Origin of the sequence: Streptomyces sp. NPDC058221, from assembly GCF_042882365.1 — a bacterium.
GTDB lineage: Bacteria > Actinomycetota > Actinomycetes > Streptomycetales > Streptomycetaceae > Streptomyces.
Map to the genome: position 1 here is coordinate 1 of NZ_JBHVWF010000140.1, position 21,116 is coordinate 21,116.

General features: G+C 68.7%; 21 protein-coding genes. 2 read left to right on the forward strand and 19 right to left on the reverse strand.

The window, feature by feature from the left end; translation table 11 throughout:
* Positions 1–103 precede the first annotated feature (103 nt).
* The 12 genes from ACFVW8_RS31635 to ACFVW8_RS31690 form a co-directional block, all read right to left on the reverse strand.
* The gene (locus ACFVW8_RS31635) at positions 104–2,938 is read right to left on the reverse strand and encodes a DEAD/DEAH box helicase (RefSeq protein ID WP_389696117.1); all 2,835 of its coding nucleotides are present in this window, start codon (positions 2,936–2,938) and stop codon (positions 104–106) included.
* A gap of 44 nt (positions 2,939–2,982) precedes the next feature.
* Positions 2,983–3,891, reverse strand: coding sequence for a diacylglycerol kinase (locus tag ACFVW8_RS31640; RefSeq protein WP_389696080.1), 909 nt, complete (start codon positions 3,889–3,891; stop codon positions 2,983–2,985).
* A gap of 17 nt (positions 3,892–3,908) precedes the next feature.
* A complete protein-coding gene (gene tatC, locus ACFVW8_RS31645; RefSeq protein WP_389696082.1) occupies positions 3,909–4,865 on the reverse strand; it encodes a twin-arginine translocase subunit TatC in 957 nt (318 codons plus the stop codon).
* 63 nt (positions 4,866–4,928) lie between these two features.
* Positions 4,929–5,225, reverse strand: a complete 297-nt coding sequence (tatA, locus tag ACFVW8_RS31650) for a Sec-independent protein translocase subunit TatA (protein WP_389696084.1) — start codon at positions 5,223–5,225, stop codon at positions 4,929–4,931.
* Between the two features lie 254 nt (positions 5,226–5,479).
* Positions 5,480–5,677 (reverse strand): hypothetical protein, encoded by a 198-nt coding sequence (locus ACFVW8_RS31655; protein WP_389696086.1) that lies wholly within the window; start codon positions 5,675–5,677, stop codon positions 5,480–5,482.
* Positions 5,678–5,727: 50 nt separating this feature from the next.
* The gene (locus tag ACFVW8_RS31660) at positions 5,728–6,006 is read right to left on the reverse strand and encodes a hypothetical protein (protein ID WP_389696088.1); all 279 of its coding nucleotides are present in this window, start codon (positions 6,004–6,006) and stop codon (positions 5,728–5,730) included.
* A gap of 17 nt (positions 6,007–6,023) precedes the next feature.
* On the reverse strand, positions 6,024–6,980 hold the full coding sequence (locus ACFVW8_RS31665) for a helix-turn-helix transcriptional regulator (RefSeq protein ID WP_389696090.1): 957 nt from the start codon (positions 6,978–6,980) through the stop codon (positions 6,024–6,026).
* A gap of 14 nt (positions 6,981–6,994) precedes the next feature.
* A complete protein-coding gene (locus ACFVW8_RS31670; protein WP_389696092.1) occupies positions 6,995–7,948 on the reverse strand; it encodes a helix-turn-helix transcriptional regulator in 954 nt (317 codons plus the stop codon).
* Between the two features lie 116 nt (positions 7,949–8,064).
* Positions 8,065–8,439 (reverse strand): FKBP-type peptidyl-prolyl cis-trans isomerase, encoded by a 375-nt coding sequence (locus ACFVW8_RS31675; protein WP_389696094.1) that lies wholly within the window; start codon positions 8,437–8,439, stop codon positions 8,065–8,067.
* A 43-nt stretch (positions 8,440–8,482) separates the two neighbouring features.
* Positions 8,483–9,439, reverse strand: a complete 957-nt coding sequence (locus ACFVW8_RS31680; RefSeq protein WP_389696096.1) for an FKBP-type peptidyl-prolyl cis-trans isomerase — start codon at positions 9,437–9,439, stop codon at positions 8,483–8,485.
* 141 nt (positions 9,440–9,580) lie between these two features.
* Positions 9,581–10,942, reverse strand: a complete 1,362-nt coding sequence (gene pafA, locus ACFVW8_RS31685) for a Pup--protein ligase (protein WP_024493415.1) — start codon at positions 10,940–10,942, stop codon at positions 9,581–9,583.
* A gap of 9 nt (positions 10,943–10,951) precedes the next feature.
* Positions 10,952–12,211, reverse strand: a complete 1,260-nt coding sequence (locus tag ACFVW8_RS31690; RefSeq protein WP_389696099.1) for an MFS transporter — start codon at positions 12,209–12,211, stop codon at positions 10,952–10,954.
* 132 nt (positions 12,212–12,343) lie between these two features.
* Here ACFVW8_RS31690 and ACFVW8_RS31695 point away from each other — a divergent pair, with 132 nt between their 5' ends.
* Positions 12,344–13,381, forward strand: coding sequence for a LacI family DNA-binding transcriptional regulator (locus ACFVW8_RS31695; protein WP_389696100.1), 1,038 nt, complete (start codon positions 12,344–12,346; stop codon positions 13,379–13,381).
* A 54-nt stretch (positions 13,382–13,435) separates the two neighbouring features.
* Here ACFVW8_RS31695 and prcA read toward each other — a convergent pair whose 3' ends face one another.
* The 6 genes from prcA to arc all read right to left on the reverse strand — a co-directional run bounded on the left by prcA (position 13,436) and on the right by arc (position 19,644).
* The gene (gene prcA / locus ACFVW8_RS31700; RefSeq protein ID WP_389696103.1) at positions 13,436–14,332 is read right to left on the reverse strand and encodes a proteasome subunit alpha; all 897 of its coding nucleotides are present in this window, start codon (positions 14,330–14,332) and stop codon (positions 13,436–13,438) included.
* A gap of 59 nt (positions 14,333–14,391) precedes the next feature.
* On the reverse strand, positions 14,392–15,237 hold the full coding sequence (gene prcB / locus ACFVW8_RS31705) for a proteasome subunit beta (protein WP_389696105.1): 846 nt from the start codon (positions 15,235–15,237) through the stop codon (positions 14,392–14,394).
* Positions 15,189–15,782 (reverse strand): endonuclease VII domain-containing protein, encoded by a 594-nt coding sequence (locus ACFVW8_RS31710; protein WP_389696106.1) that lies wholly within the window; start codon positions 15,780–15,782, stop codon positions 15,189–15,191. Before ACFVW8_RS31710 ends, prcB begins: the two co-directional genes overlap by 49 nt.
* Before the next feature lie 6 nt (positions 15,783–15,788).
* On the reverse strand, positions 15,789–16,007 hold the full coding sequence (locus ACFVW8_RS31715) for a ubiquitin-like protein Pup (protein WP_389696108.1): 219 nt from the start codon (positions 16,005–16,007) through the stop codon (positions 15,789–15,791).
* A 120-nt stretch (positions 16,008–16,127) separates the two neighbouring features.
* Positions 16,128–17,639: a depupylase/deamidase Dop gene (gene dop / locus ACFVW8_RS31720; protein ID WP_389696110.1), complete on the reverse strand. Its 1,512-nt coding sequence runs from the start codon at positions 17,637–17,639 to the stop codon at positions 16,128–16,130.
* Positions 17,640–17,877: 238 nt separating this feature from the next.
* Entirely contained in the window at positions 17,878–19,644 is a 1,767-nt protein-coding gene (gene arc / locus ACFVW8_RS31725) for a proteasome ATPase (RefSeq protein ID WP_389696112.1), read from the reverse strand.
* A gap of 240 nt (positions 19,645–19,884) precedes the next feature.
* Between arc and ACFVW8_RS31730 the strand changes: the two genes are divergently transcribed.
* Positions 19,885–20,196 carry a ferredoxin gene (locus tag ACFVW8_RS31730; protein WP_384136264.1) on the forward strand — a complete coding sequence of 104 codons (312 nt, stop codon included), beginning with the start codon at positions 19,885–19,887 and terminating at the stop codon, positions 20,194–20,196.
* Positions 20,197–20,237: 41 nt separating this feature from the next.
* On the opposite strand, the gene ACFVW8_RS31735 is transcribed toward ACFVW8_RS31730, so the two are convergent.
* Positions 20,238–20,828 carry a hypothetical protein gene (locus ACFVW8_RS31735; protein WP_389696115.1) on the reverse strand — a complete coding sequence of 197 codons (591 nt, stop codon included), beginning with the start codon at positions 20,826–20,828 and terminating at the stop codon, positions 20,238–20,240.
* Between the last annotated feature and the right edge of the window lie 288 nt (positions 20,829–21,116).

A 21,116-nucleotide genomic window follows, 5' to 3' on the forward strand; every position in this document is an offset into this window, starting at 1 on the left:
CGGGGTCCGGGGCGGAGCCCCGGTTACGGGAAGGGGCGGGTAGGGGAACAGGCCCACCGCAGGTGCACCACCCGCACCGGCCCCGCGGCCACCCACCCCCGCCTCACCCCACAGAGCTGTAAGCCACCACTCCCCGCAACACCTCATCAACCGCCTTCCGCGCACTCCGCCCCACCGAACTGCCCTCACGCGGCGCCGCGGCCGCCACCTGCCCCAGCACATCGATCACCTGCTTGCACCACCGCACGAAGTCCCCCGCCGGCATCTCCGCCTCGCGCAGCACCTCGTCCAGCGTCCGGCCGGAGGCCCACATGTACACCGCCCAGGCGAATCCGAGATCGGGTTCGCGCTGCCCGACCCCCTCCGCCTGGTTGATCTTGAAGTCCTCCTCCAGGGCGTCGAGCCGCCCCCAGATCCGGACCATCTCGCCCATCGCGGTCTTCGCCGGCCCGGACGGCAGCTTGGGCGCCACCGCGTCGTCAGACTGCCGCGCCTCGTACACCAAAGCCGAGACACAAGCCGCGAGTTCGGCCGGGTTGAGCCCCTCCCACACACCGGCGCGCAGGCATTCGCTGGCCAGCAGGTCGAGCTCGCCGTACAGCCGGGCCAGCCGCCGCCCGTGCTCGGTGACCTCACTGCCCCGCAGATAGTCGAGCTCGGTGAGCAGCGCCACGATCCGGTCGAAGGTCCGGGCGATCGTGTTGGTGCGCCCCTCGATACGGCGCTCCAGCTGCTGGGTGTCCCGCTGGAGCCTGTGGTACCGCTCGGCCCACCGCGCATGGTCCTCGCGCTCGTCGCACCCGTGGCAGGGGTGTGCGCGCAACTCGGCCCGGTAGCGCGCGATCTCGCGGTCGTCGGCCGCGACGGACCGCCCCTTGCGGTGCCGCTCCGGCACGATGTGCCCGGCCTTGGTGCGCAGCGCGGATGCCAGATCGCGGCGCGACTGCGGCGAGCGCGGGTTGAACGACTTCGGGACGCGCATCCGCTCCAGCGCCTCCACCGGCACCGGGAAGTCGATCGAGGCCAGCCGCTTGACCTGCCGCTCGGCCGTCAGCACCAACGGCCGCGGCCCATCGTGGTACTCCATTCCCCGGTGTCCGTGCCCGTTGGTCCGCCCTGCGGGCAGTCCCGGGTCCAGGACGAGCGCCAGTCCGGCGAACTTGCCGGTGGGCACATGGATGACGTCGCCGGGCTTGAGCTTCTCCAGGGACGCCGCCGCGGCGGCCCGCCGCTGCGAGGCTCCGTGCTTGGCGAGCTCCGTCTCCCGGTCCTTGAGGTCGCGGCGCAGCCGCGCGTACTCCTCGAAGTCACCGAGGTGGCAGGTCATTCCCTCCTTGTAGCCCTCCAGGCCCTCCTCGTTCTTCTGGACCTGGCGGGAGATCCCGACCACTGACCGGTCCGCCTGGAACTGTGCGAAGGAGGTCTCCAGCAGCTCACGCGAACGGTGCTTGCCGAACTGCTGCACCAGATTCACGGCCATGTTGTAGGAGGGCCGGAAGCTGGAGCGCAGCGGATACGTACGCGTGCCCGCGAGTCCGGCCAGCGCGCCCGGGTCCATGCCGCGCTGCCAGAGCACCACCGCGTGTCCCTCGACGTCGATCCCGCGCCGCCCGGCCCGGCCGGTCAGCTGGGTGTACTCGCCGGGGGTGATGTCGGCGTGCTGTTCGCCGTTCCACTTGACGAGCTTCTCCAGGACCACGGAACGTGCGGGCATGTTGATGCCGAGAGCCAGCGTCTCCGTCGCGAACACCGCCTTCACGAGCCCGCGGACGAAGAGTTCCTCGACGACCTCCTTGAAGGTCGGCAGCATGCCGGCGTGGTGCGCGGCGATGCCCCGCTCCAGGCCTTCGAGCCATTCGTAGTAGCCGAGGACATGGAGGTCCTCTCTGGGGATGGACGCCGTACGCTCCTCGACGATCTCCCGCACCAGCCGTCGCTTGTCCTCGTCGTTGAGCCGCAGTCCGGCGTGCAGGCACTGCTGGACGGAGGCCTCGCAGCCGGCCCGGCTGAAGATGAACGTGATGGCGGGCAGCAGCCCTTCGGCGTCCAGCCGGTCGATGACCTCGGGCCGTGACGGCGTCCAGATCCGGCTCCGCTGGCGCCGCTCGCGCTCGCGGTCCGCCTCGCGCACCATCTTTCCGCGCCGGCGCTCGCGCGGGTTGTATCCGCGCTGGTTCTCCATGCGGGCGAGCCGGACCAGGTCGGGGTTGACCTCACGGCGTCCGACGCCGCGACCGCCGTGGTCGCTCTCCTCCTCGAAGAGGTCGTACATCCGGCGTCCGGCCAGCACGTGCTGCCAGAGCGGCACGGGACGGTGCTCGGAGACGATCACGGCGGTGTCGCCGCGGACGGTGTCCAGCCAGTCGCCGAACTCCTCGGCGTTGGACACCGTCGCCGACAGCGATACGAGCGTGACGGACTCGGGCAGGTGGATGATCACTTCCTCCCACACCGCGCCCCGGAAGCGGTCGGAGAGGTAGTGCACCTCGTCCATCACGACATAGCCGAGCCCGCTGAGCGCCTGGGAGCCCGCGTACAGCATGTTGCGCAGCACCTCGGTGGTCATGACGACCACCGGGGCATCGGCGTTGACGCTGTTGTCACCGGTGAGCAGGCCCACCTTGTCCGCGCCGTAGCGCTTGGCCAGGTCGGCGAACTTCTGGTTGGAGAGGGCCTTGATCGGCGTGGTGTAGAAGCACTTGCGGCCCTGCTCCAGGGCGAGGTGCACGGCGAACTCGCCGACGATCGTCTTGCCCGATCCGGTCGGGGCGGCGACGAGCACGCCCTTGCCGGCCTCCAGCGCCGTGCAGGCCTCGATCTGGTAGGGGTCCAGATCGAACTCGTACATCTCGCGGAACGGCCCGAGCGAGGTCGCCTGCTCGGCGGCTCGGGTCCGGGAAGCCTGGTATCGCTCAGCTGGTGAGAGGTCCTCTGTCATCTTGTCCACGAGCCTACCCGCCACCTCTGACAGTGACGCGATCTTTAATTCCCCGTGGCAGAACCCGTCCCGAGGACCCGGACGGCGCCCCGTACGCACGTGGCGGTCAGCGGCAGCGCGCCGAGGGGTTCACCGTCCGCGTACGCGGTGACACCGACGGCCTCGAGCTCGATCGAGGAGACCCGGTGCACGGTGACGACCGGGTGGCCGAGATGAGTGCCCTTGTAGACCTTGGGGAACACCCTCAGCAGGGTGGTGCGGCTGCACTCCCCGACGACGGTCACATCGAACAGCCCGTCGTCCATGGCGGCGTCCGCGCAGATCCGCATGCCGCCGCCGTACGTCGATCCGTTGCCGACGGCGATCAGCGTCGCCCGGATCTCCCGGACCGGACCGCCGTCGAGGCTCATCCGGTACGGGATGGGCTCGAACGCGGCGAGTTCCGCGAGGATCGCCAGGTCGTACTTGAACCGGCCGCCGGCCCAGCGCATCCGGTTGCCGCGGTCGTTGACCCGGGAGTCGAAGCCGGAGGCGAGGACGGACCCGAACCACCGGTCGCCGACCAGGCCCAGGTCGATCTCGCGGACGGCGCTGCTCTTGAGCGCCTCGGCGGCCAGCCGGCCCGCCGCGGCCGGGTCCCGTATCGGCAGGCCGAGCGCCCGGGCGAAGTCGTTCCCGGTGCCGACGGCCACGACGCCCAGCGGGGTCCGGGTCCCGGCGACGGCCTGGAGGGCGAGGGACATCATGCCGTCCCCGCCGACGGCTATCAGCGCACCCGTCCCTCCGGCCACGGCCGCGCGCGCCCGCCGCAACGCGTCACCGGCGTCCTCGCCGAGGACCGTACGGACGGAGAATCCGGCGTCCCGCAACGCGGAAGCGGCCGGCTGCGCGGCACGCGCGCCCCGGCCGCGTCCTGCGGTGGGATTGACGAAGAGGGTGATCTCGCTGGTCACCCGGGGACCCTACAAGGTCAGGTGATGTCGTCGTAACCGTTGACCCGGTCACGGTCCGAGGACGCCTGCGCCGGCACCGACCCACGCGCGGAGACCGATTCGCCCTCGCCGATGTCCTCGGGGGTGAGGTCCAGCTCCGAGGCCTCGTCGTCGTCCGGCCCCTCCGCGGCCCGCAGCGCCTTCCGGCGGTCGTTGAGGATCGAGATCACGGTGGCGACGAAGTAGAGCACCCAGATCGGACCGGCCAGCGCCAGCATGGTGAGCGGGTCCGTGCTGGGGGTCGCCAGCGCGGCGAACACCGTGATGCCCATGATCATGCCGCGCCACCAGCCGAGCATGCGCTTGCCCGTGACGATCCCGACGAAGTTCAGCATCACCAGCAGCAGCGGAAGCTCGAAGGAGAGCCCGAAGACCACCACCATGCGTGTGATGAGGTCCAGCAAATCGTCCAGCGGCAGCTGGTTGTCCAGGCCTTCCGGCGAGAAGCCCAGCAGTACCTTGGCCATCGTCGGCAGGGTCTTGTAGGCGAAGAACCCGCCCGCGAGAAACAGGGGGAAGCCTGCCCCGACGAAACCGAGCGAGTACTTCTTCTCGTGCTTGTGCAGGCCGGGCGCGACGAAGGCCCAGAGCTGGTAGAGCCAGATCGGCGAGGACAGCACGATTCCTGCCATCAGCGAGACCTTGAGCGCGAGCGTGAACGGCGTCAGCAGGCCGTTCAGGACGATGCGTGCGCAGGTGGCCTCGGTGTCCTTGCTCTGCGTCAGCTCGGCGAAGCTGAACTTGCAGCCGACCGACTTCAGCACGGGATCGGTGAAGAACTCGATGATCCCCTTGTAGAAGAAGGCGGCGACGATGGTCACGAGGACGATCCCCAGCAACGCCTTCGTCAGCCGGTTACGCAGCTCACGCAGGTGCTCCACCAGAGGCATGCGGCCCTCTGGATCCGTCTCCTGTGTGCGGGCAGACTTGAGCAACCCACGTCCTCATCTCGTGCAGCAGGCCGTCACCGGTCAGGACGCCTGCATCGGCCCGGTTGGTCAGCGCTTGGTCGTCGAGTCGGTCGGCTCAGCGACCGGACGGGAGCTGCTGACGTCACCGGGAGCGGCCTGGATGGTGCGCGGGGCGGCCTGGTCCTGAGCGGCGTCGTTGGCGGCCGGCTCGGCCGGGGTGGCCGACGGGCCGCCCTCGGACTTCATCGCCTTGGCCTCGCTCTTGAGGATGCGGGCCGACTTGCCGAGCGAGCGAGCCATGTCGGGAAGCTTCTTCGCGCCGAACAGCAGAACAATGACGACGAGGATCAGGATGATCTCGGGAGCTCCGAGCCTTCCGAACATATGCGTGTACCTTCTCACCGAGGCAGCAGGGGTGGGGCGGACCGAGCGTCGGACGGACGTCCGATCGTCGTACTGTCAGCGATCGTATCCCGCAGGAGTAAACGCAGGGCAATACCCATGCATCCATGCGATTACGGCCCACGCCTCGCTCACAGGGCCGTCACCAGCAGCGTACCCCCCGGAACCGGGAAACAGGAGGCCGCGCCCGCCCGGATCGAACGGGCCCGCCCGGGGCTTCCGTTCAGGGGCGGCGCTCAGTGCAGCGTTTCGCCCCTGGCCGCGAGGTCGGTGGCCGCGCGCTCCAGATCCTCGGCCGCCCGGTTGATGCGGTCCGTGGTACGCGTCACCTGATGACCGAGCCGCTGGGCCTCGACGAAGACCTTGATGGCCAGCACACCCAGGACGGCGATCCCGAGGAATCCCAGGGCGATGGCGAGCATGGGCCAGAACATGCGCGGTGCCTCGATGTTTCTCGTGTGCGGGTGTGGTTCCGATGAGCGTCCTAGACGCTGCTGTGGAGGCGCAGCGTCCGCACGCCTCCGCCGGTGAGGAGCTCGATTATCCGCTCCCCGGCGGGCCTGCGGACGGCGGCCTCGCACTCGGGGCAGGTGAAGGAGTAGAACGTCGTCCGGCTGGTGGCGCCGATCGCGAGCCGGATGTCAGCCGCCGTCAGCTCGAACCGTGCGCGGCAGTCCGGGCAGGCGGCCCTGAACCGTACGGATTCGGGGACGACGACCGTCGGAACGGAGGAAACACCCGACACAGCAGACATATTGCCCATATCCCCTCAGGTGCCTCTCAGGCCGGGCCGTCGTAGGCGGCGAGTGCCGCACGCGCCGCGCCCTGTGCGCTCCGCGCCAGCTCGGGCGGCGAGACGATGCGACCCTCACGGCCGAGCCGGAGTGCCAGGCGGCGCAGCGAAGCGGGGTCGGGGGTCCGCAGAGTGATCCGCAGGCCGCCGTCGGGCAGCTCGTCGGCACTGTCGTGCGGGTAGTACTCCGCCACCCAGCGCCCGCCGGGGCCGACCTCGACCACGACCTCCGGGTCCTCGGCGGCGGGCTGGACCAGCCCCTCCGACAGATCCCGCAGTTCCAGCTCGGGCGGTGCGGCCGGCTCGTCGAGCAGCCGGATCGCCGCGACCCGGTCGAGGCGGAACGTACGCCGGTCCTCCGAGGACCGGCACCAGGCCTCCATATAGGTGTGCCCCACGGCGAAGAGCCGGATCGGGTCCACCTCGCGCTCGGTGAGCTCGTCGCGTGCGGGCGAGTAGTAGCGCAGCCAGAGCCGGCGCCGCTCCGAGATCGCCCGGTCCACATCGGCGAAGACGCCGCCCTCGGACTCGAAGGTGACGGACAGCCGTGAGCTCGCCGCACCGACCTCACCGGCGGCGGCCTCCAGCTTGGCCGTGGCGCGCAGCAGTGCCTGCCGGTCGCTCTCCCGCAGTCCGGGCAGTGTCGCCACCGCGCGGGCGGCCACCAGCAGGGCCGTCGCCTCGTCGGCGGCGAGCCGGAGCGGCTCGGCGACGTCGTCCGGGTTGTGCCACCAGATCCGGTCGCCGTCGGTGTCGATGTCCAGCAGATCGCCGCCGCGGAAGCTGGTCCCGCACATGGGCAGGACGTCGAGGTCCGAGATGAGCTCGTCCTCGGTGATGCCGAAGGCCCGGGCGACGTCCTGGACATGGGCGCCGGGGCGCTCACGCAGATACGTCACCAGGGAGAGCATCCGGCGGGTCTGGTCGATGGCGTTCGTGGCCATGATGTGCGGTCCCCTCAGTCCTTGGCCACGGCGCGCAGCCGGTCCACCACGTCGGCCCGCAGATCCGCAGGTTCCTGTACGAACACATCCGGACCGAACTCGACGAGCCAGGCGTCCAGACCGTGTCCGTACGGAATCTCCAACTCCTCCCACCCGTCCCCGAGTTCCCGGACCGATATCGCCCGGGCCCGCAGCGGGTAGCCGGAGTCGGCCCGCAGCCTGATCAGAGCGGTGCGGGTGGCCGTCTCGCCCGCCCAGCTCTCCACCGTCTCGCGGACGGTGACGACGTCGGGCACCTCGGCGGTGAACGCACCGGCCCGTGAGCGGACCCTGCCCGCGATCCGGGAGAGCCGGAACACCCGCTCGGCGCCTCGCCCCCGGTCCCATCCGGCCAGATACCAGTGGCCGCGCCAGCACTCCAGCGTCCACGGCTCGACCTGACGCTGCTCGGGCCGGGCGGCGTTGCCCTTGCGGTAGTCGAAGGTCACCGGCCGACGGTCCCGGCAGGCCAGCATCAGCGGTTCGAACGCGGCCTCATGAACGGGGATACGGGGTTCGAGGGCGCTGTGCACCTCGTACGCGTCCTCGGTCTCCGGCATGCCGGCCGCCCGCAGCTTCTGCAGGGCGCCGCTGGCCGCGCCGGCCAGCCGGGCCTGCTGCCAGACCTTGGCGGCCAGTCCGAGCGCGGCGGCCTCCTCGGCGTCCAGCGTGATCGGGGGCAGCCGGTTGCTGTCGCGGCGGGCCAGATAGCCGGTGTCGCCGTCCAGGTTCTCCACCGTCTCGATGACCAGACCGAGCTCACGCAGATCGTCCTTGTCGCGCTCGAACATCCGGTTGAAGGCGTCATCCGAGCCCGCCTCCAGGTAGGCCTCGATGGAACCGCGCAGCTCTCGCTTGCTGAGCGGGCGCCGGGTCCCCAGCAGACACAGTGCCAGGTTCATCAGCCGCTCGGCCTTGGCAATCGCCATCGACGCCCTTTCTGTTTTTGCTCTACGACCCTCGACCGTACCGCTCCGGGGCGTCCGGACGAAAGCGAGGGCCCGTGCCTTGCGGCACGGGCCCTCGGATCGCACAGGGTGCGGGATCAGACAGCGACCAGGTCGCAGACAAAGATCAGCGTCTCGCCCGGGGCGATGGCGCCGCCGCCGGCGCCGCGGTCACCGTACGCGAGGTGCGCGGGGATGGTCAGCTGGCGACGGCCGCCGACCTTCATGCCCTGCACGCCCTGGTCCCAGCCCTTGATGACCTGACCGCCACCGAGCTGGAACTGAAGCGGGGTGCCACGGTTCCAGGAGGCGTCGAACTCCTCGCCGGTGGAGAAGGACACGCCCACGTAGTGGACGGAGACGGTCTGGCCGGCCTGAGCGACCGGGCCGTCGCCTTCCCAGATCTCCTTGATCTCCAGGTCGGCCGGCGGCTCGCCACCCGGGAAGTCGATCTCGGGCTTGTCGATGCTCACTGACTTGCTCCTCTAAATGATGAACTGGACAACCGGGACAGTCTTACATCTTCGCCAGGATGTCCACGGCGAAGACCAGCGTCGAGTTCTTGGGGATCGACTGCTGCGCCTTGTCACCGAAAGCCTGGTCCGGCGGGACGACGAGCAGCACACGGCTGCCGATCTTCTTTCCGACCAGGCCGTTCTTCAGACCCTTGAGGGTGACCTGGGCCAGCGGGAAGGTCTGTGTCTTGCCCGTCGCGTAGGTGCTGTCGAACGTCTTGCCGCCCTTCCACAGCTTGGCCACGTAGTTCACGACGACACTGTCGGTCGCCTTCACGACATCGCCCTTGGACTCCAGCACGTAGTTGGAGACCAGCTTCTTGGGCGGGGTGGCCTTGCTGGGGATCGTGAGCGTCGGCGCCTTGCCGTCGGTCTTCGTGCCCACCTTCGGCAGGTCGACGTTGTCCTGGGCGACCTCGCTGCCCTTGGCGGACGCCGGGATCTGCTTCGCCTTCAGGATGTCGACGACGAAGACCAGGGTGGCGTTGGGCTTGATGTCGCCCTGGCCCTGCGCGCCGTAGCCGAGGTCAGGCGGGATCACCAGCTCGACCCTGCTGCCGACCTTCTGGCCGACGAGACCCTTGTCCCAGCCCTGGATGACCATGCCGGCACCGAGGGTCAGGTCGAACGCCTGCTTACGGTCGTAGCTGTTGTCGAACGGCTTGGTGGAGTCCCAGGCCTGCCCGAGGTAGTTGACCTGGATCGCGTCGCCGTTCTTGAGCTTCGCACCGTCACCCTCACTGACGACGTTGGTCTTCAGCTCCTTGGGCGGCGTTCCCGTGCCCTTGGCCAGGGTGGGCTTCTCGCCGAACTTCGCGCCCGCGGTGATCGCGGGGAATCCGTCCTTGGACGGGGCGGACGCGGAGGCGGAAGCGGAGTCGGAGCCCTTGTCGTCGCCGCCGCAGGCCGCTGTCAGCAGCAGCAGGGGGACGACTAGAAGGCCGGCAAGTCGGCGCACTGGTTCCTCAGATCTCAGACGACACATTTGTTGGGGCACGCCCCATGGGGGTTCCCGACACTCTAGGGCGTGGAAAGGGCCCCGTACGAGGAACGTACGGGGCCCGAGTCGCACAAGAGCCGAGGCGCGTCCTGCGTCGGCTCACATACCCGCGATCAGTTTCTCCACTCGGTCGTCCACGGAACGGAACGGGTCCTTGCACAACACCGTCCGCTGCGCCTGGTCGTTGAGCTTGAGATGGACCCAGTCGACGGTGAAGTCCCGCCGCTGCTCCTGGGCCCGGCGGATGAAGTCGCCGCGCAGCCGCGCCCTGGTGGTCTGCGGGGGCACCGACTTGCCCTCGAAGATCTTCAGGTCGTTGCAGATGCGGGCGGCCTGCCCCTTGCGTTCCAGCAGGTAGTACAGGCCTCGGCGGCGATGGATGTCGTGGTAGGCGAGGTCTATCTGGGCGACCCGCGGATTCGACATGGTCATGTTGTGCTTGCCCCGGTACCGCTCGATGAGCTTGTACTTCATGACCCAGTCGATCTCGGTATCGATCCGGTCGAGGTCCTCGGCCTCGATCGCGTCGAGCGTGCGGCCCCACAGTTCGAGGACCTTCTCGACATTGCCCGTGCGGATGCCCCGGCGGTCGACGAAGTCCACGGCCTTCTCGTAGTACTCGCGCTGCACCTCGATGGCGGACGCCTCGCGGCCACTGGCGAGGCGCACCTTGCGCTGCCCCGTGATGTCGTGACTGACCTCCCGGATCGCCCGGATCGGGTTCTCCAGGGTCAGATCCCGCATCACCGTGCCCGCCTCGATCATGCGGAGCACCAGATCGGTCGCGCCGACCTTGAGCAGCATGGTCGTCTCGGACATGTTGGAGTCGCCGACGATGACGTGGAGGCGGCGGTACCGCTCGGCGTCCGCGTGCGGTTCGTCCCTGGTGTTGATGATCGGACGGGAGCGCGTCGTCGCGGAGCTGACACCCTCCCAGATGTGCTCGGCACGCTGGCTGACGCAGTACACGGCGCCCCGCGGGGTCTGCAGCACCTTGCCCGCGCCGCAGATCAGCTGCCTCGTGACGAGGAAGGGAATGAGGATGTCCGCGAGCCGGGAGAATTCTCCGTGCCGGGCCACGAGGTAGTTCTCATGACATCCGTAGGAGTTTCCAGCCGAGTCGGTGTTGTTCTTGAAGAGATAGACGTCGCCCGCGATTCCCTCCTCGTGCAGGCGGCGTTCGGCGTCGACAAGCAGGCCTTCGAGAATGCGCTCGCCGGCCTTGTCGTGAGTGACCAGTTCGGTCAGGTTGTCGCATTCGGGGGTTGCATATTCCGGATGCGATCCCACGTCGAGGTAGAGGCGGGCGCCGTTCCGCAGAAAGACATTGCTGCTGCGGCCCCATGACACAACACGGCGGAAGAGGTAGCGCGCCACTTCATCAGGAGACAGTCGGCGCTGTCCCCTGAACGTGCACGTGACGCCGTACTCGTTCTCCAGCCCGAAAATGCGGCGGTCCATGACTGAACATTACGCCTGATGGCCCGAGCTGAAACCGGGTTCGACGGCCCCGTTTCGATCATTTTCCGATCCTCGCACCGCAACAGCACTACGCCCGGGAGCTGCGAGGACCCTTCCGGTGGCCAGCAGGACCAGCAGCGCAGCCACTCCACCGGCCCCGGCGACGGCGAAGCTCCACGCCGTCCCGCCCAGTTCCACGGCCGGGCCCGCCACAGCCGTCCCGGCCGCCGCGCCCACGCCGAACGTGGTCACGAGCCAGGAGAACGCCTCCGTCACCGTGCCCCTCGGGGCGTGCCGGTCGACGACGATGAACGAGCAGGCGATGGCGGGGGCCAGGAACACCCCGGCGACACCCGCCAGCACGGTCATGGCCACCACACCAGGGGTCAGCGTCAGCGGCAGATAGCCCAGCGCAAGCAGCGCCACGATCACCCGGAGCCGTCGCTCGGGCGGCCCCGACCACTGCCGCGCCCCGTACACCGAGCCACCGATCAGCGCCCCGAGCCCCAGGGCGGCCATCAGCCAGCCGTAGACGGAGTCCTGGCCGTGGTCGTCGGCGTAGGCGACACCCGCAACCGTGATGGAGCCCAGCGCCAGTCCGACGAAGAAGAAGGAGCCGAGGAGCGCCAGCAGCCCCGGCGAGCGGAGCGCGCCCAGCCAGTGCGCCTCCCGCGGTGCGGAACGCCAGGTCCTGGACGGCTCGGACAGGACGACGGACAGCGCCCCCAGGACGCCTATCGCGTTGATGACGAGCAGTGAGGCGGCCGGCGACCAGAGGGAGACCAGCAGGGTCACCAGCAGCGGCCCCACCGTGAACATGACCTCCTGGGCGACCGCGTCCATGGCATAGGCCCGGTGCACCCGGTCCTCACTGCCGAGGACGCTCGGCCACAGAGCCCGCAGGCCGCCCTCCAACGGCGGCGTGGCCACCCCCGCGACAGCCACGGCCGCATAGGCGAGCGGCAGCGACCCGAAGCCCGCCACGGCGAGCAGGGCCATACCGAGGGCGGACAGGACAGCGGCGGGCAGTTGGACACGCGGCTGGCCGTACAGGTCCACGGCGCGGCCCAGCAGCGGCTGTCCGACCGCCGTGCCCAGCCCGTACACGGCGGCGAGCGCCCCGGCGAGGGCGTAGCTGCCGCCCTCCGCACGGGTGAACAGCACGATCGCGATGGGGGCGGTGCCGTTCGGCAGCCGTCCCACGAGGGTTCCCGTCAGCAGCCGGGCGGCATGCCGCGCCCGGAGGATGTCCAGATATCCCGCGGCCATGTCCCGCCCCTCTCCCTGAGACGCCTTTCGGCCACCCGAGGTTTTACGTATAACTTCCAGGTTCATACGTACCATGTGGCCAGTCCGCAGGTCCACCTCACGGCGCCTGCCCCGAACGGCCCGGAGGCCCGAGTGACCAGCCCAGCACAGCCCGCCCCGTCCCGGCCCACCAGCCGTGACGTGGCTCGGGCCGCAGGCGTCTCGCAGGCCACCGTCTCCCTGGTCCTCGGCGGCAAATGGCGCGGCCGGGTGTCGGCCGCCACCGCGGAACGCGTCCGCGAGGCCGCCCGCGGCCTCGGCTACCGGCCGAATCTCGCCGCCCGCAATCTGCGCCTGGGCCGCACCAGGACGGCCCTGCTCGTCGTCCCGGCCCTCACCAACGAGTTCTTCGCCCGGGTGTACACCGGGGCCGCCGCGGTCGCCGCCGAGCACGGCTTCGGTGTCGTGCTCTACCCGTCGCCGGACGGCACCGGCCCGGCCCGGGACCCCTTCGCCTCGGCCCGCGCCGCACTCGACGGGGTCATCGCCTCATCCATGGCCGCCGACGCCCTCGGCGCCCTGCACGGCGCCGAACTTCCGCTGGTCATGCTCGACAGCGACCCCTCGGCCCCGGGCCCGGCGGCCCGGGTCAACCTCGACGTCGCCGACGGGATGCGCCAGGTGACGGAGCACCTGCTCGCCCTCGGCCACCGCCGCTTCCTCCATCTCGCCTCGGCCGTCGACACCTGGACGTTCACCGTCCGGGCCGAAGCCGTCCAGCAGACCCTGCGCGCCGTCCCTGGCACCGATGTACGCACGGTGCCCGCGGCGCTCGACGTACGGGCCGGCCGCGACGCCGCCGAACGCGCACTGTCCCTTCCCGGCCCCTGCCCCACCGCCATCATCTGCGACGACGACATTCTGGCTGCCGGCGCCTGCAAGGCCGCCCGCCGGCTCGGGCTCCGGGTGCCCGACGACCTCTCCGTCACCGGCTTCGACGACCTGGCCCTGGCCACGGCCCTGGAGCCGGAACTCACCACCGTGCAGCTGCCGGCCGAGCAGGTCGGCGGGCGCGGCATGAGCGCCCTGCTGGCCGTCCTCGATGGGCGCACGGCCGGGACCGGCAGCCTCCCGGTCCAGCTGATCGTCCGTGGCTCGTCCGCTCCCCCGCCCACGGGCCGGCGCTCATGACAGAGCCCCGGCCCGCCCGAAGGGCGGACCGGGGCCAGGACACACCAGGACGTGCTACTCCACGTCCCCACCGGAATCGGTGGACTCGGTCCCGGTGGAATCGCCGGAGTCGGCCACGGCCTTCTTGCCGCCCGCCTTGCCCGCGCCACCCGGCTTACCAGTGCCGCCCGGCTTACCGGCGCTCGTCGTCCCGGTGGTGTCGTCGCCCTCCTCCGTGTCCGACGGGGCGTCCGTCGGCGTCGAACCGGCGCCGTCCGCCTCGAGCAGCCGCGCGAGCTGCCGGCCGACGATCCGCTTGAACTTGCGCTGCTGCGGCCTCGTACGGTCCAGGACCGCGACCTCCAGCCGCTCCGCGGGGATCTCCCGCTCGCTGCCGTTGGGATCGCGGGACAGTGCCTGCACCGCGAGCTTCAGCGCCTCGGCCAGCGACATCCCGTCACGGTGCCGCTGGTCCAGGAAGGTGCTGATCTGCTCGGCGTTGCCGCCGACCGCGACCGAGCCGTGCTCGTCCACGATCGAGCCGTCGTGCGGCAGCCGGTAGATCTGGTCGCCGTCCGCCGCCGCGCCCACCTCGGCGACCACCAGCTCCACCTCGTACGGCTTCTCGGCCGCACTGGAGAAGATGGTGCCGAGCGTCTGCGCGTAGACGTTCGCCAGCCCACGGGCCGTCACATCGTCACGGTCATAGGTGTATCCACGCAGATCGGCATAGCGCACACCGCCGATGCGGAGATTCTCGTACTCGTTGTACTTACCGGCGGCGGCGAAACCGATCCGGTCATAGATCTCGCTGAACTTGTGCAGCGCACGGGACGGGTTCTCGCCGACGAACACAATGCCGTCGGTGTACTGCAGCACAACCAGGCTGCGACCACGGGCGATGCCCTTCCGGGCGTATTCCGCCCGGTCGGCCATGGCCTGCTGAGGTGAGACATAGAACGGCGTCGACACCGGCTATCCGTCCCTTTCTGTCAGTGACAAGAGCATCGAAGAAGCCTGGGAACGAGGAATCAGAGCAGCTCGGCGCGCGGGCCGTCGGGCTGCACGAGCCGTCGTTCCAGAACCGAGCGGGCGATCTCGGCGGATTCCGCCTCGGCCAGCTTCCGGAAACCCTCGTCGGTGATGACGGTGACGATCGGATAGATACGCCGGGCCACATCCGGACCGCCGGTAGCCGAGTCGTCGTCCGCCGCGTCGTAGAGCGCCTGCACGACCAGAGTGAGCGTCTGCTCCTCCGTCAGATCCTCGTGGTAGAGCTTCTTCATGGAGCTGCGGGCGAAGATCGAACCGGAGCCGGTGGACGCGTAGCCCTGCTCCTCGGAACGGCCTCCGGTGACGTCGTACGAGAAGATCCGGCCGCGTTCCCGGTCGACGTCGTAGCCGGCGAAGAGCGGCACCACGGCCAGGCCCTGCATGGCCATCGCGAGATTGCTCCGGATCATCGTGGAGAGCCGGTTGGCCTTGCCCTCCAGGGAGAGCTGCGCGCCCTCGACCTTCTCGAAGTGCTCCAGCTCCAGCTGGAACAGCTTGACCATCTCCACGGCCAGACCGGCCGTACCGGCGATGCCCACCGCCGAGTACTCGTCGGCCGGGAAGACCTTCTCGATGTCGCGCTGCGCGATCATGCTGCCCATGGTCGCCCGCCGGTCACCGGCCAGCACCACGCCGCCCGGGAAGGACGCCGCGACGATGGTCGTCCCGTGCGGAGCCTCGATGGCCCCCTTCATGGGCGGCAGCTGCCGGTTGCCCGGCAGCATCGCGGGCGACTGGTCGGTCAGGAAGTCCATGAAGGAGGACGATCCCGGCGTCAGGAAGGCAGCTGGTAGACGCCCGGTGCTACGAGTGTTGGCTTCCACGCGTTTCCCTCCACGTATGCGGCTGCACGCCTTATGGCATCCGGCCGGTCCTTGAGCTGCCCCAGAGCTGCGTTGCAGCTGAAGCACAGTACGCCACGGACCCTACCCGTCTCATGGCAGTGATCCACATGCTCAGCCGAAGCGATCAGACAGACGCAGCAAACACCATGCTGAGCGGCGATCAATGCGTCCAACTCCGCCGGATCAAGACCGTACTTGCGTCGGAAATAGCTGATCCGATTCCGCTCCGCCCGGCACACGCGGCAGTAGCTCGCCCAGCCGTCGGAAGACGATCTGTTGCGCTCCCACTGATCATGCGGTTTCACCGCCTCGCATTGAGGGCAACGCTTGCGCCCCCGTGGTACCGGCACCTTGACGCGCACAGACTTGCCCTTGGCCTCCTGACGCTGCTGGTAGTACTCAGCAGAGCACTTCCGGCAATACGCCTGGAGGCCATCCCGCATCGCCCTGTTGCCGGCGAAGGACTGCCTCGGCAGATCCTTTCGACAGCGAGAGCAGTTCCTCGTTTCGGGGATTTCGGACATTAAGCCCTATTCCCCGCCCTTCTGAACAAATGACCTCACGAAATCCTCGGCGTTCTCTTCGAGTACGTCGTCGATCTCGTCCAGAACGTCGTCGACATCGTCGCTCAGCTTCTCCTGTCGCTCCTTGAGGTCCTCGGAGCCCTGCGCGTCCTGCGCCTGCTCCTCGGTCCCCTCGGTGGAGCGTGTCGCCTTCTGCTGTCCGCCGCCGGTGTCCTTGGTCGCCATATAGCTCACCCCGCTCGGTTCGAAGCACTTGATCAGACCCTACCTACGGGGTCCGACATTGGCCCGGCACTTGTCTCAACGTCCGGACGTCATCGGAATGATTCCCAGTCGGCGGCCCTTTCAGCCGCCGGTCAGCACCTGGACCAGCTCTTCCGCGGTACGACAGCGGTCCAGGAGCTCCTTGACGTGGTCGCGGGTGCCTCGCAGCGGTTCCATGGTGGGCACCCGCTGCAACGAGTCGTGACCCGGAAGATCGAAGATGACCGAATCCCAGGAGGCCGCGGCGACGTCGTCCGCGTACTGCTCCAGGCAGCGACCGCGGAAATACGCCCTGGTGTCCTCCGGTGGCGCCGTACGGGCCCGCTCGACATCGTTCTCGTCCAGCAGGCGTTTCATCCTGCCGCGGGCCGCCAGACGGTTGTAGAGGCCCTTGTCGGGCCGTACGTCGGCGTACTGGAGGTCCACCAGATGCAGCCGGGGTGCGTCCCAGTCGAGGCTGTCACGGCGGCGGTAGCCCTCCATGAGCTCCCGCTTGGCGACCCAGTCCAGCTCGCCCGCCAGGCTCATCGGATCGCTCTCCAGCCGGTTGAGCGTGTCCTCCCAGCGGATCAGGATGTCCTTGGTCTGCTCGTCGGCGTCCGCCCCGTACCGCTCCTCGACGTACTTGCGGCCGAGCTCGAAGTACTCCATCTGGAGCTGTACCGCTGTGAGTGTCCGCCCGCTGCGCAGAGTGATCAGCTGCTGAAGATCCGGGTCGTGAGAGACCTGGTGCAGCGTGCGCACCGGCTGGTCGATGGCCAGGTCGACGTTGATGAAGCCGTCCTCGATCATGGAGAGGACCAGTGCGGTGGTGCCCAGCTTGAGGTAGGTGGAGATCTCCGAGAGATTCGCGTCACCGATGATCACGTGCAGCCGGCGGTACTTCTCGGCGTCCGAGTGGGGCTCGTCGCGGGTGTTGATGATCGGGCGCTTGAGCGTGGTCTCCAGGCCGACCTCGACCTCGAAGTAGTCGGCCCGCTGGCTGATCTGGAAGCCGTGCTCGTGACCGTCCTGGCCGATTCCGACCCGTCCTGCGCCGGTGACGACCTGCCGCGAGACGAAGAACGGGGTCAGATGGCGCACGATGTCCGAGAACGGGGTCTCCCGCTTCATCAGATAGTTCTCGTGCGTCCCGTACGAGGCGCCCTTGTTGTCGGTGTTGTTCTTGTACAGATGGATCGGCTGGGCGCCGGGCAGCTGAGCCGCGCGCTCGGCGGCCTCGGCCATGATGCGCTCACCGGCCTTGTCCCAGAGGACCGCGTCCCTGGGGTTGGTGATCTCCGGGGAGCTGTACTCCGGGTGTGCGTGGTCGACGTACAGCCGTGCCCCGTTGGTGAGGATGACATTGGCCAGGCCGATGTCCTCGTCCGTGAGCTGGCTGGAGTCGGCGGTCTCGCGGGCGAGGTCGAAGCCTCGCGCGTCTCGCAGCGGATTCTCCTCCTCGAAGTCCCAGCGGGCGCGGCGCGCCCGGTGCATCGCCGCCGCGTAGGCGTTGACGATCTGGGACGAGGTGAGCATGGCATTGGCGTTGGGGTGACCGGGCACGGAGATCCCGTACTCGGTCTCGATGCCCATTACTCGCCGTACGGTCATGCGGCCCTCCTTGCCCGGCGGCGCCCCCTGCCGGGAGCGGCGCTCAAGTACCGCTGCTTGTCCGGTGCGTGCGCGGTCTGCCCGTACCCGCACTGCGCGACCGGGCGGTACGCAAGAGCCTAGAGCGCCACTGTGCTGGTGGGGAGATCAATTACGTCATTGCTCCGGTGTCGTCGGAGCTGTCCGGAAAGCAACCGGCTGCGGATGCCCGGCCGGGCATCCGCAGCCGGTCTGCGTTCTACAGGTACTGCCCGGTGTTTGCCACCGTGTCGATGGAGCGACCGGTGTCCGCGCCCTGCTTTCCGGTGACGAGTGTGCGGATGAAGACGATCCGCTCACCCTTCTTGCCGGAGATCCTGGCCCAGTCGTCCGGGTTGGTGGTGTTCGGCAGGTCCTCGTTCTCCTTGAACTCGTCCACACATGCCTGGAGGAGATGGGAGACGCGAAGGCCCTTCTGGCCCTGCTCGAGGAAGGCCTTGATGGCCATCTTCTTGGCCCGGTCGACGATGTTCTGGATCATCGCGCCGGAGTTGAAGTCCTTGAAGTACAGGACTTCCTTGTCGCCGTTGGCGTACGTGACCTCGAGGAAGCGGTTCTCCTCGGACTCGGTGTACATCCGCTCGACGACCGACTGAATCATGGCGTGGGCGGCGGCTTCCCTCGAGCCGGTGTGCTCGGACAGGTCGTCCGCGTGCAGCGGCAGCGAGGGCGTGAGGTACTTCGCGAAGATGTCCTTCGCGGCCTCTGCGTCGGGACGCTCGATCTTGATCTTCACATCGAGACGGCCGGGTCGCAGGATCGCGGGGTCGATCATGTCCTCGCGGTTGGAGGCGCCGATGACGATGACGTTCTCCAGGCCCTCGACGCCGTCGATCTCGGCGAGCAGCTGCGGGACGATGGTGTTCTCCACGTCCGAGCTGACGCCGGAACCCCGGGTACGGAAGAGGGATTCCATCTCGTCGAAGAAGACGATGACGGGGGTGCCCTCACTCGCCTTCTCGCGAGCACGCTGGAAGACCAGGCGGATGTGGCGCTCGGTCTCACCGACGTACTTGTTGAGGAGTTCCGGGCCCTTGATGTTGAGGAAGTAGCTCTTGCCGGCGGGCTGGCCGGTGACCTCGGCGACCTTCTTCGCGAGGGAGTTGGCGACGGCCTTGGCGATGAGTGTCTTGCCGCAGCCGGGCGGGCCGTAGAGCAGGATGCCCTTCGGTGGCCGCAGCTCGTGTTCCTTGAAGAGGTCTGGGTGCAGGTAGGGGAGCTCGACCGCGTCACGGATCAGTTCGATCTGGTCGCCCAGTCCGCCGATCTTGTCGTAGTCGATGTCCGGGACTTCTTCGAGGACGAGTTCTTCGACCTCGCTCTTGGGAACCACTTCATAGACGTAGCCGGACCTGGGTTCGAGCAGCAGGGCGTCGCCGGGGCGGATGGTGATGTCCAGCAACGGCTCGGCGAGCCGCACCACCCGTTCCTCGTCGGTGTGCCCGACCACCAGGGCGCGTTCGCCGTCCTCAAGGATCTCCTTGAGGGTGACGATGTCCCCGGCCCGCTCGAATTCCATGGCGTCGACCACGTTGAGCGCTTCGTTGAGCATGACTTCCTGGCCGCGCCGGAGGTCTTCGAGCTCAACACTCGGGCTGACGTTCACCCGGAGCTTGCGGCCCCCGGTGAAGATGTCGCAGGTGCCGTCCTCGTTGCCCTGCAGGAACACACCGAAACCGGCCGGTGGCTGTGCCAGCCGGTCGACTTCTTCCTTGAGGGCCACGATCTGGTCGCGGGCCTCGCGGAGTGTGTTGGCGAGCCGCTCGTTCTGGGCGGACACGCCTGCAAGGTTGGTCTGGAACTCGACGATCCGCTCTTCGAGAATCCTCGTATGGCGCGGAGAGTCGGCGAGCTTACGTCGCAGGACGGCGATTTCCTGCTCAAGATAGGCGACCTGGCCGGCTGGGTCATCGGACCCCCGCCCGGGCCGGATGCCGCGGTTGTTGTCGTCGTCGTGGGCTGCCACGGTCCTCACCTCCTCCAAGGGGAGCTGGACGCTTCCTGACCCTACCTGGGTGGGTGATGATTGAAACCCCTAGATCACAAAGACTGTGGGGTGTGTCCGATCTTCACCCTTGCGCTCTCCCTCGTGTCAGGGGAATACCCACCCTTCAACATCGGAAAGCGGCCGGTTGTATCGTCGAAGTGTTCAACACCCGTCAGGGCTGGCTTTTTTGGTTCGGATACGTAGGAAACGGCAGGCGAAATGACCGCGCAGCAGGATGCTCCCACCGGTGGCGAGGCCCAGGATCTGGAGGTCTGGATCGACCAGGACCTCTGCACGGGGGACGGCATCTGTGTGCAGTACGCGCCCGAGGTCTTCGAGCTGGACATCGACGGGCTCGCGTATGTGAAGAGCGACGCGGACGAGCTGTTGCAGGACAAGGGGGCGACCACGCCGGTGCCGCTGCCGCTCCTCCAGGATGTCGTCGACTCGGCCAAGGAGTGCCCGGGTGACTGCATCCATGTACGACGCGTTTCGGACAGCGTCGAGGTGTTCGGCCCCGAGGCGGCCTGAGCTGTCGGCCCGAGTGCCGCGGCGGGTGTGCCGGGGACCGGTCAGGCGCTGCCGTCGGCCGGGTCGGCGGACTGGCTGGTCCGTACGAAGGCCCCGTTCTGCCACTGCCAGGTGACCTTCTCCTGCTGGTCGGGGCAGCAGGACGGGACGGAGGACGAGGAGTAGCCGAGGAGGGTGGCGGAGATGACTCCGTCACGCACGGTGAAGTCGCCGACGCTCATCTTCCGGGCGGGGTCCACCAGGGTCGCGACGATTCTGGGTGCGGCCCCGCTTCCTTGTGTGAGGACGTAGACGCCGCTGGGCGGGGTACCGGATCCGGCCGCGCAGTGGACCACAGCGACGGTTTCCGGACGGCCGTCCCCGTCGAGGTCGCCCGGGGCCTGTTTGGCGACGGTGTTGCCGACGCCGCCGCATTCCAGCGGGAACACCGCGCGCTGCGGATCCGGAGGGTCGACGGTCGCCGAGCCGTGCTGGACCACGGTCCGGTGGGGCGTGGTGGAGGCCGAGGCGGCGGTGTCGGGCTGGAGCAGGCCGGCTGCCGCGACGACGGCGGCCATGGCCGCCGCGGTGGCCAGCCAGTGCATTGTCGTCGTGTCGGTGTGCGCGAGGTCCGGGAGCGCGGAGGTCTGCACGCGGGATGTCTCCTGTGGTTCCTGTGGTGCGGAATGCCTGAAGGGGCAGTGCCGTCGGCAGGACGTCGACGGCGGGTGGGGGGTGGCCAGCATCGTGCCACACCTCACACTTCAGCGGAACGGTGGGGTCCTTACGGATTGTGGTCCCGGGACACCTGGAGGCGGGCAACGAAAAGGCGCCGCCCCCGGGGTGCCGGGGGGGGGCCGGGAAACCGGGGCGGGGGCCGGGGGGTTGCCCGGGCCGTGGGGGGGGGGGGCCCGCGTGGGGGCCCGGCCGGCGGATTTCGG

Bases quoted from the DNA above. Each gene is read 5' to 3' on its own strand.
- ACFVW8_RS31635 (WP_389696117.1), bottom strand. From the start codon at position 2,938: ATGACAGAGGACCTCTCACCAGCTGAGCGATACCAGGCTTCCCGGACC.
- tatA (WP_389696084.1), bottom strand. From the start codon at position 5,225: ATGTTCGGAAGGCTCGGAGCTCCCGAGATCATCCTGATCCTCGTCGTC.
- ACFVW8_RS31655 (WP_389696086.1), bottom strand. From the start codon at position 5,677: ATGTTCTGGCCCATGCTCGCCATCGCCCTGGGATTCCTCGGGATCGCC.
- ACFVW8_RS31660 (WP_389696088.1), bottom strand. From the start codon at position 6,006: ATGGGCAATATGTCTGCTGTGTCGGGTGTTTCCTCCGTTCCGACGGTC.
- ACFVW8_RS31665 (WP_389696090.1), bottom strand. From the start codon at position 6,980: ATGGCCACGAACGCCATCGACCAGACCCGCCGGATGCTCTCCCTGGTG.
- ACFVW8_RS31670 (WP_389696092.1), bottom strand. From the start codon at position 7,948: ATGGCGATTGCCAAGGCCGAGCGGCTGATGAACCTGGCACTGTGTCTG.
- pafA (WP_024493415.1), bottom strand. From the start codon at position 10,942: ATGGACCGCCGCATTTTCGGGCTGGAGAACGAGTACGGCGTCACGTGC.
- ACFVW8_RS31690 (WP_389696099.1), bottom strand. From the start codon at position 12,211: ATGGCCGCGGGATATCTGGACATCCTCCGGGCGCGGCATGCCGCCCGG.
- ACFVW8_RS31710 (WP_389696106.1), bottom strand. From the start codon at position 15,782: ATGTCCGAAATCCCCGAAACGAGGAACTGCTCTCGCTGTCGAAAGGAT.
- ACFVW8_RS31715 (WP_389696108.1), bottom strand. From the start codon at position 16,007: ATGGCGACCAAGGACACCGGCGGCGGACAGCAGAAGGCGACACGCTCC.
- dop (WP_389696110.1), bottom strand. From the start codon at position 17,639: ATGACCGTACGGCGAGTAATGGGCATCGAGACCGAGTACGGGATCTCC.
- ACFVW8_RS31730 (WP_384136264.1), top strand. From the start codon at position 19,885: ATGACCGCGCAGCAGGATGCTCCCACCGGTGGCGAGGCCCAGGATCTG.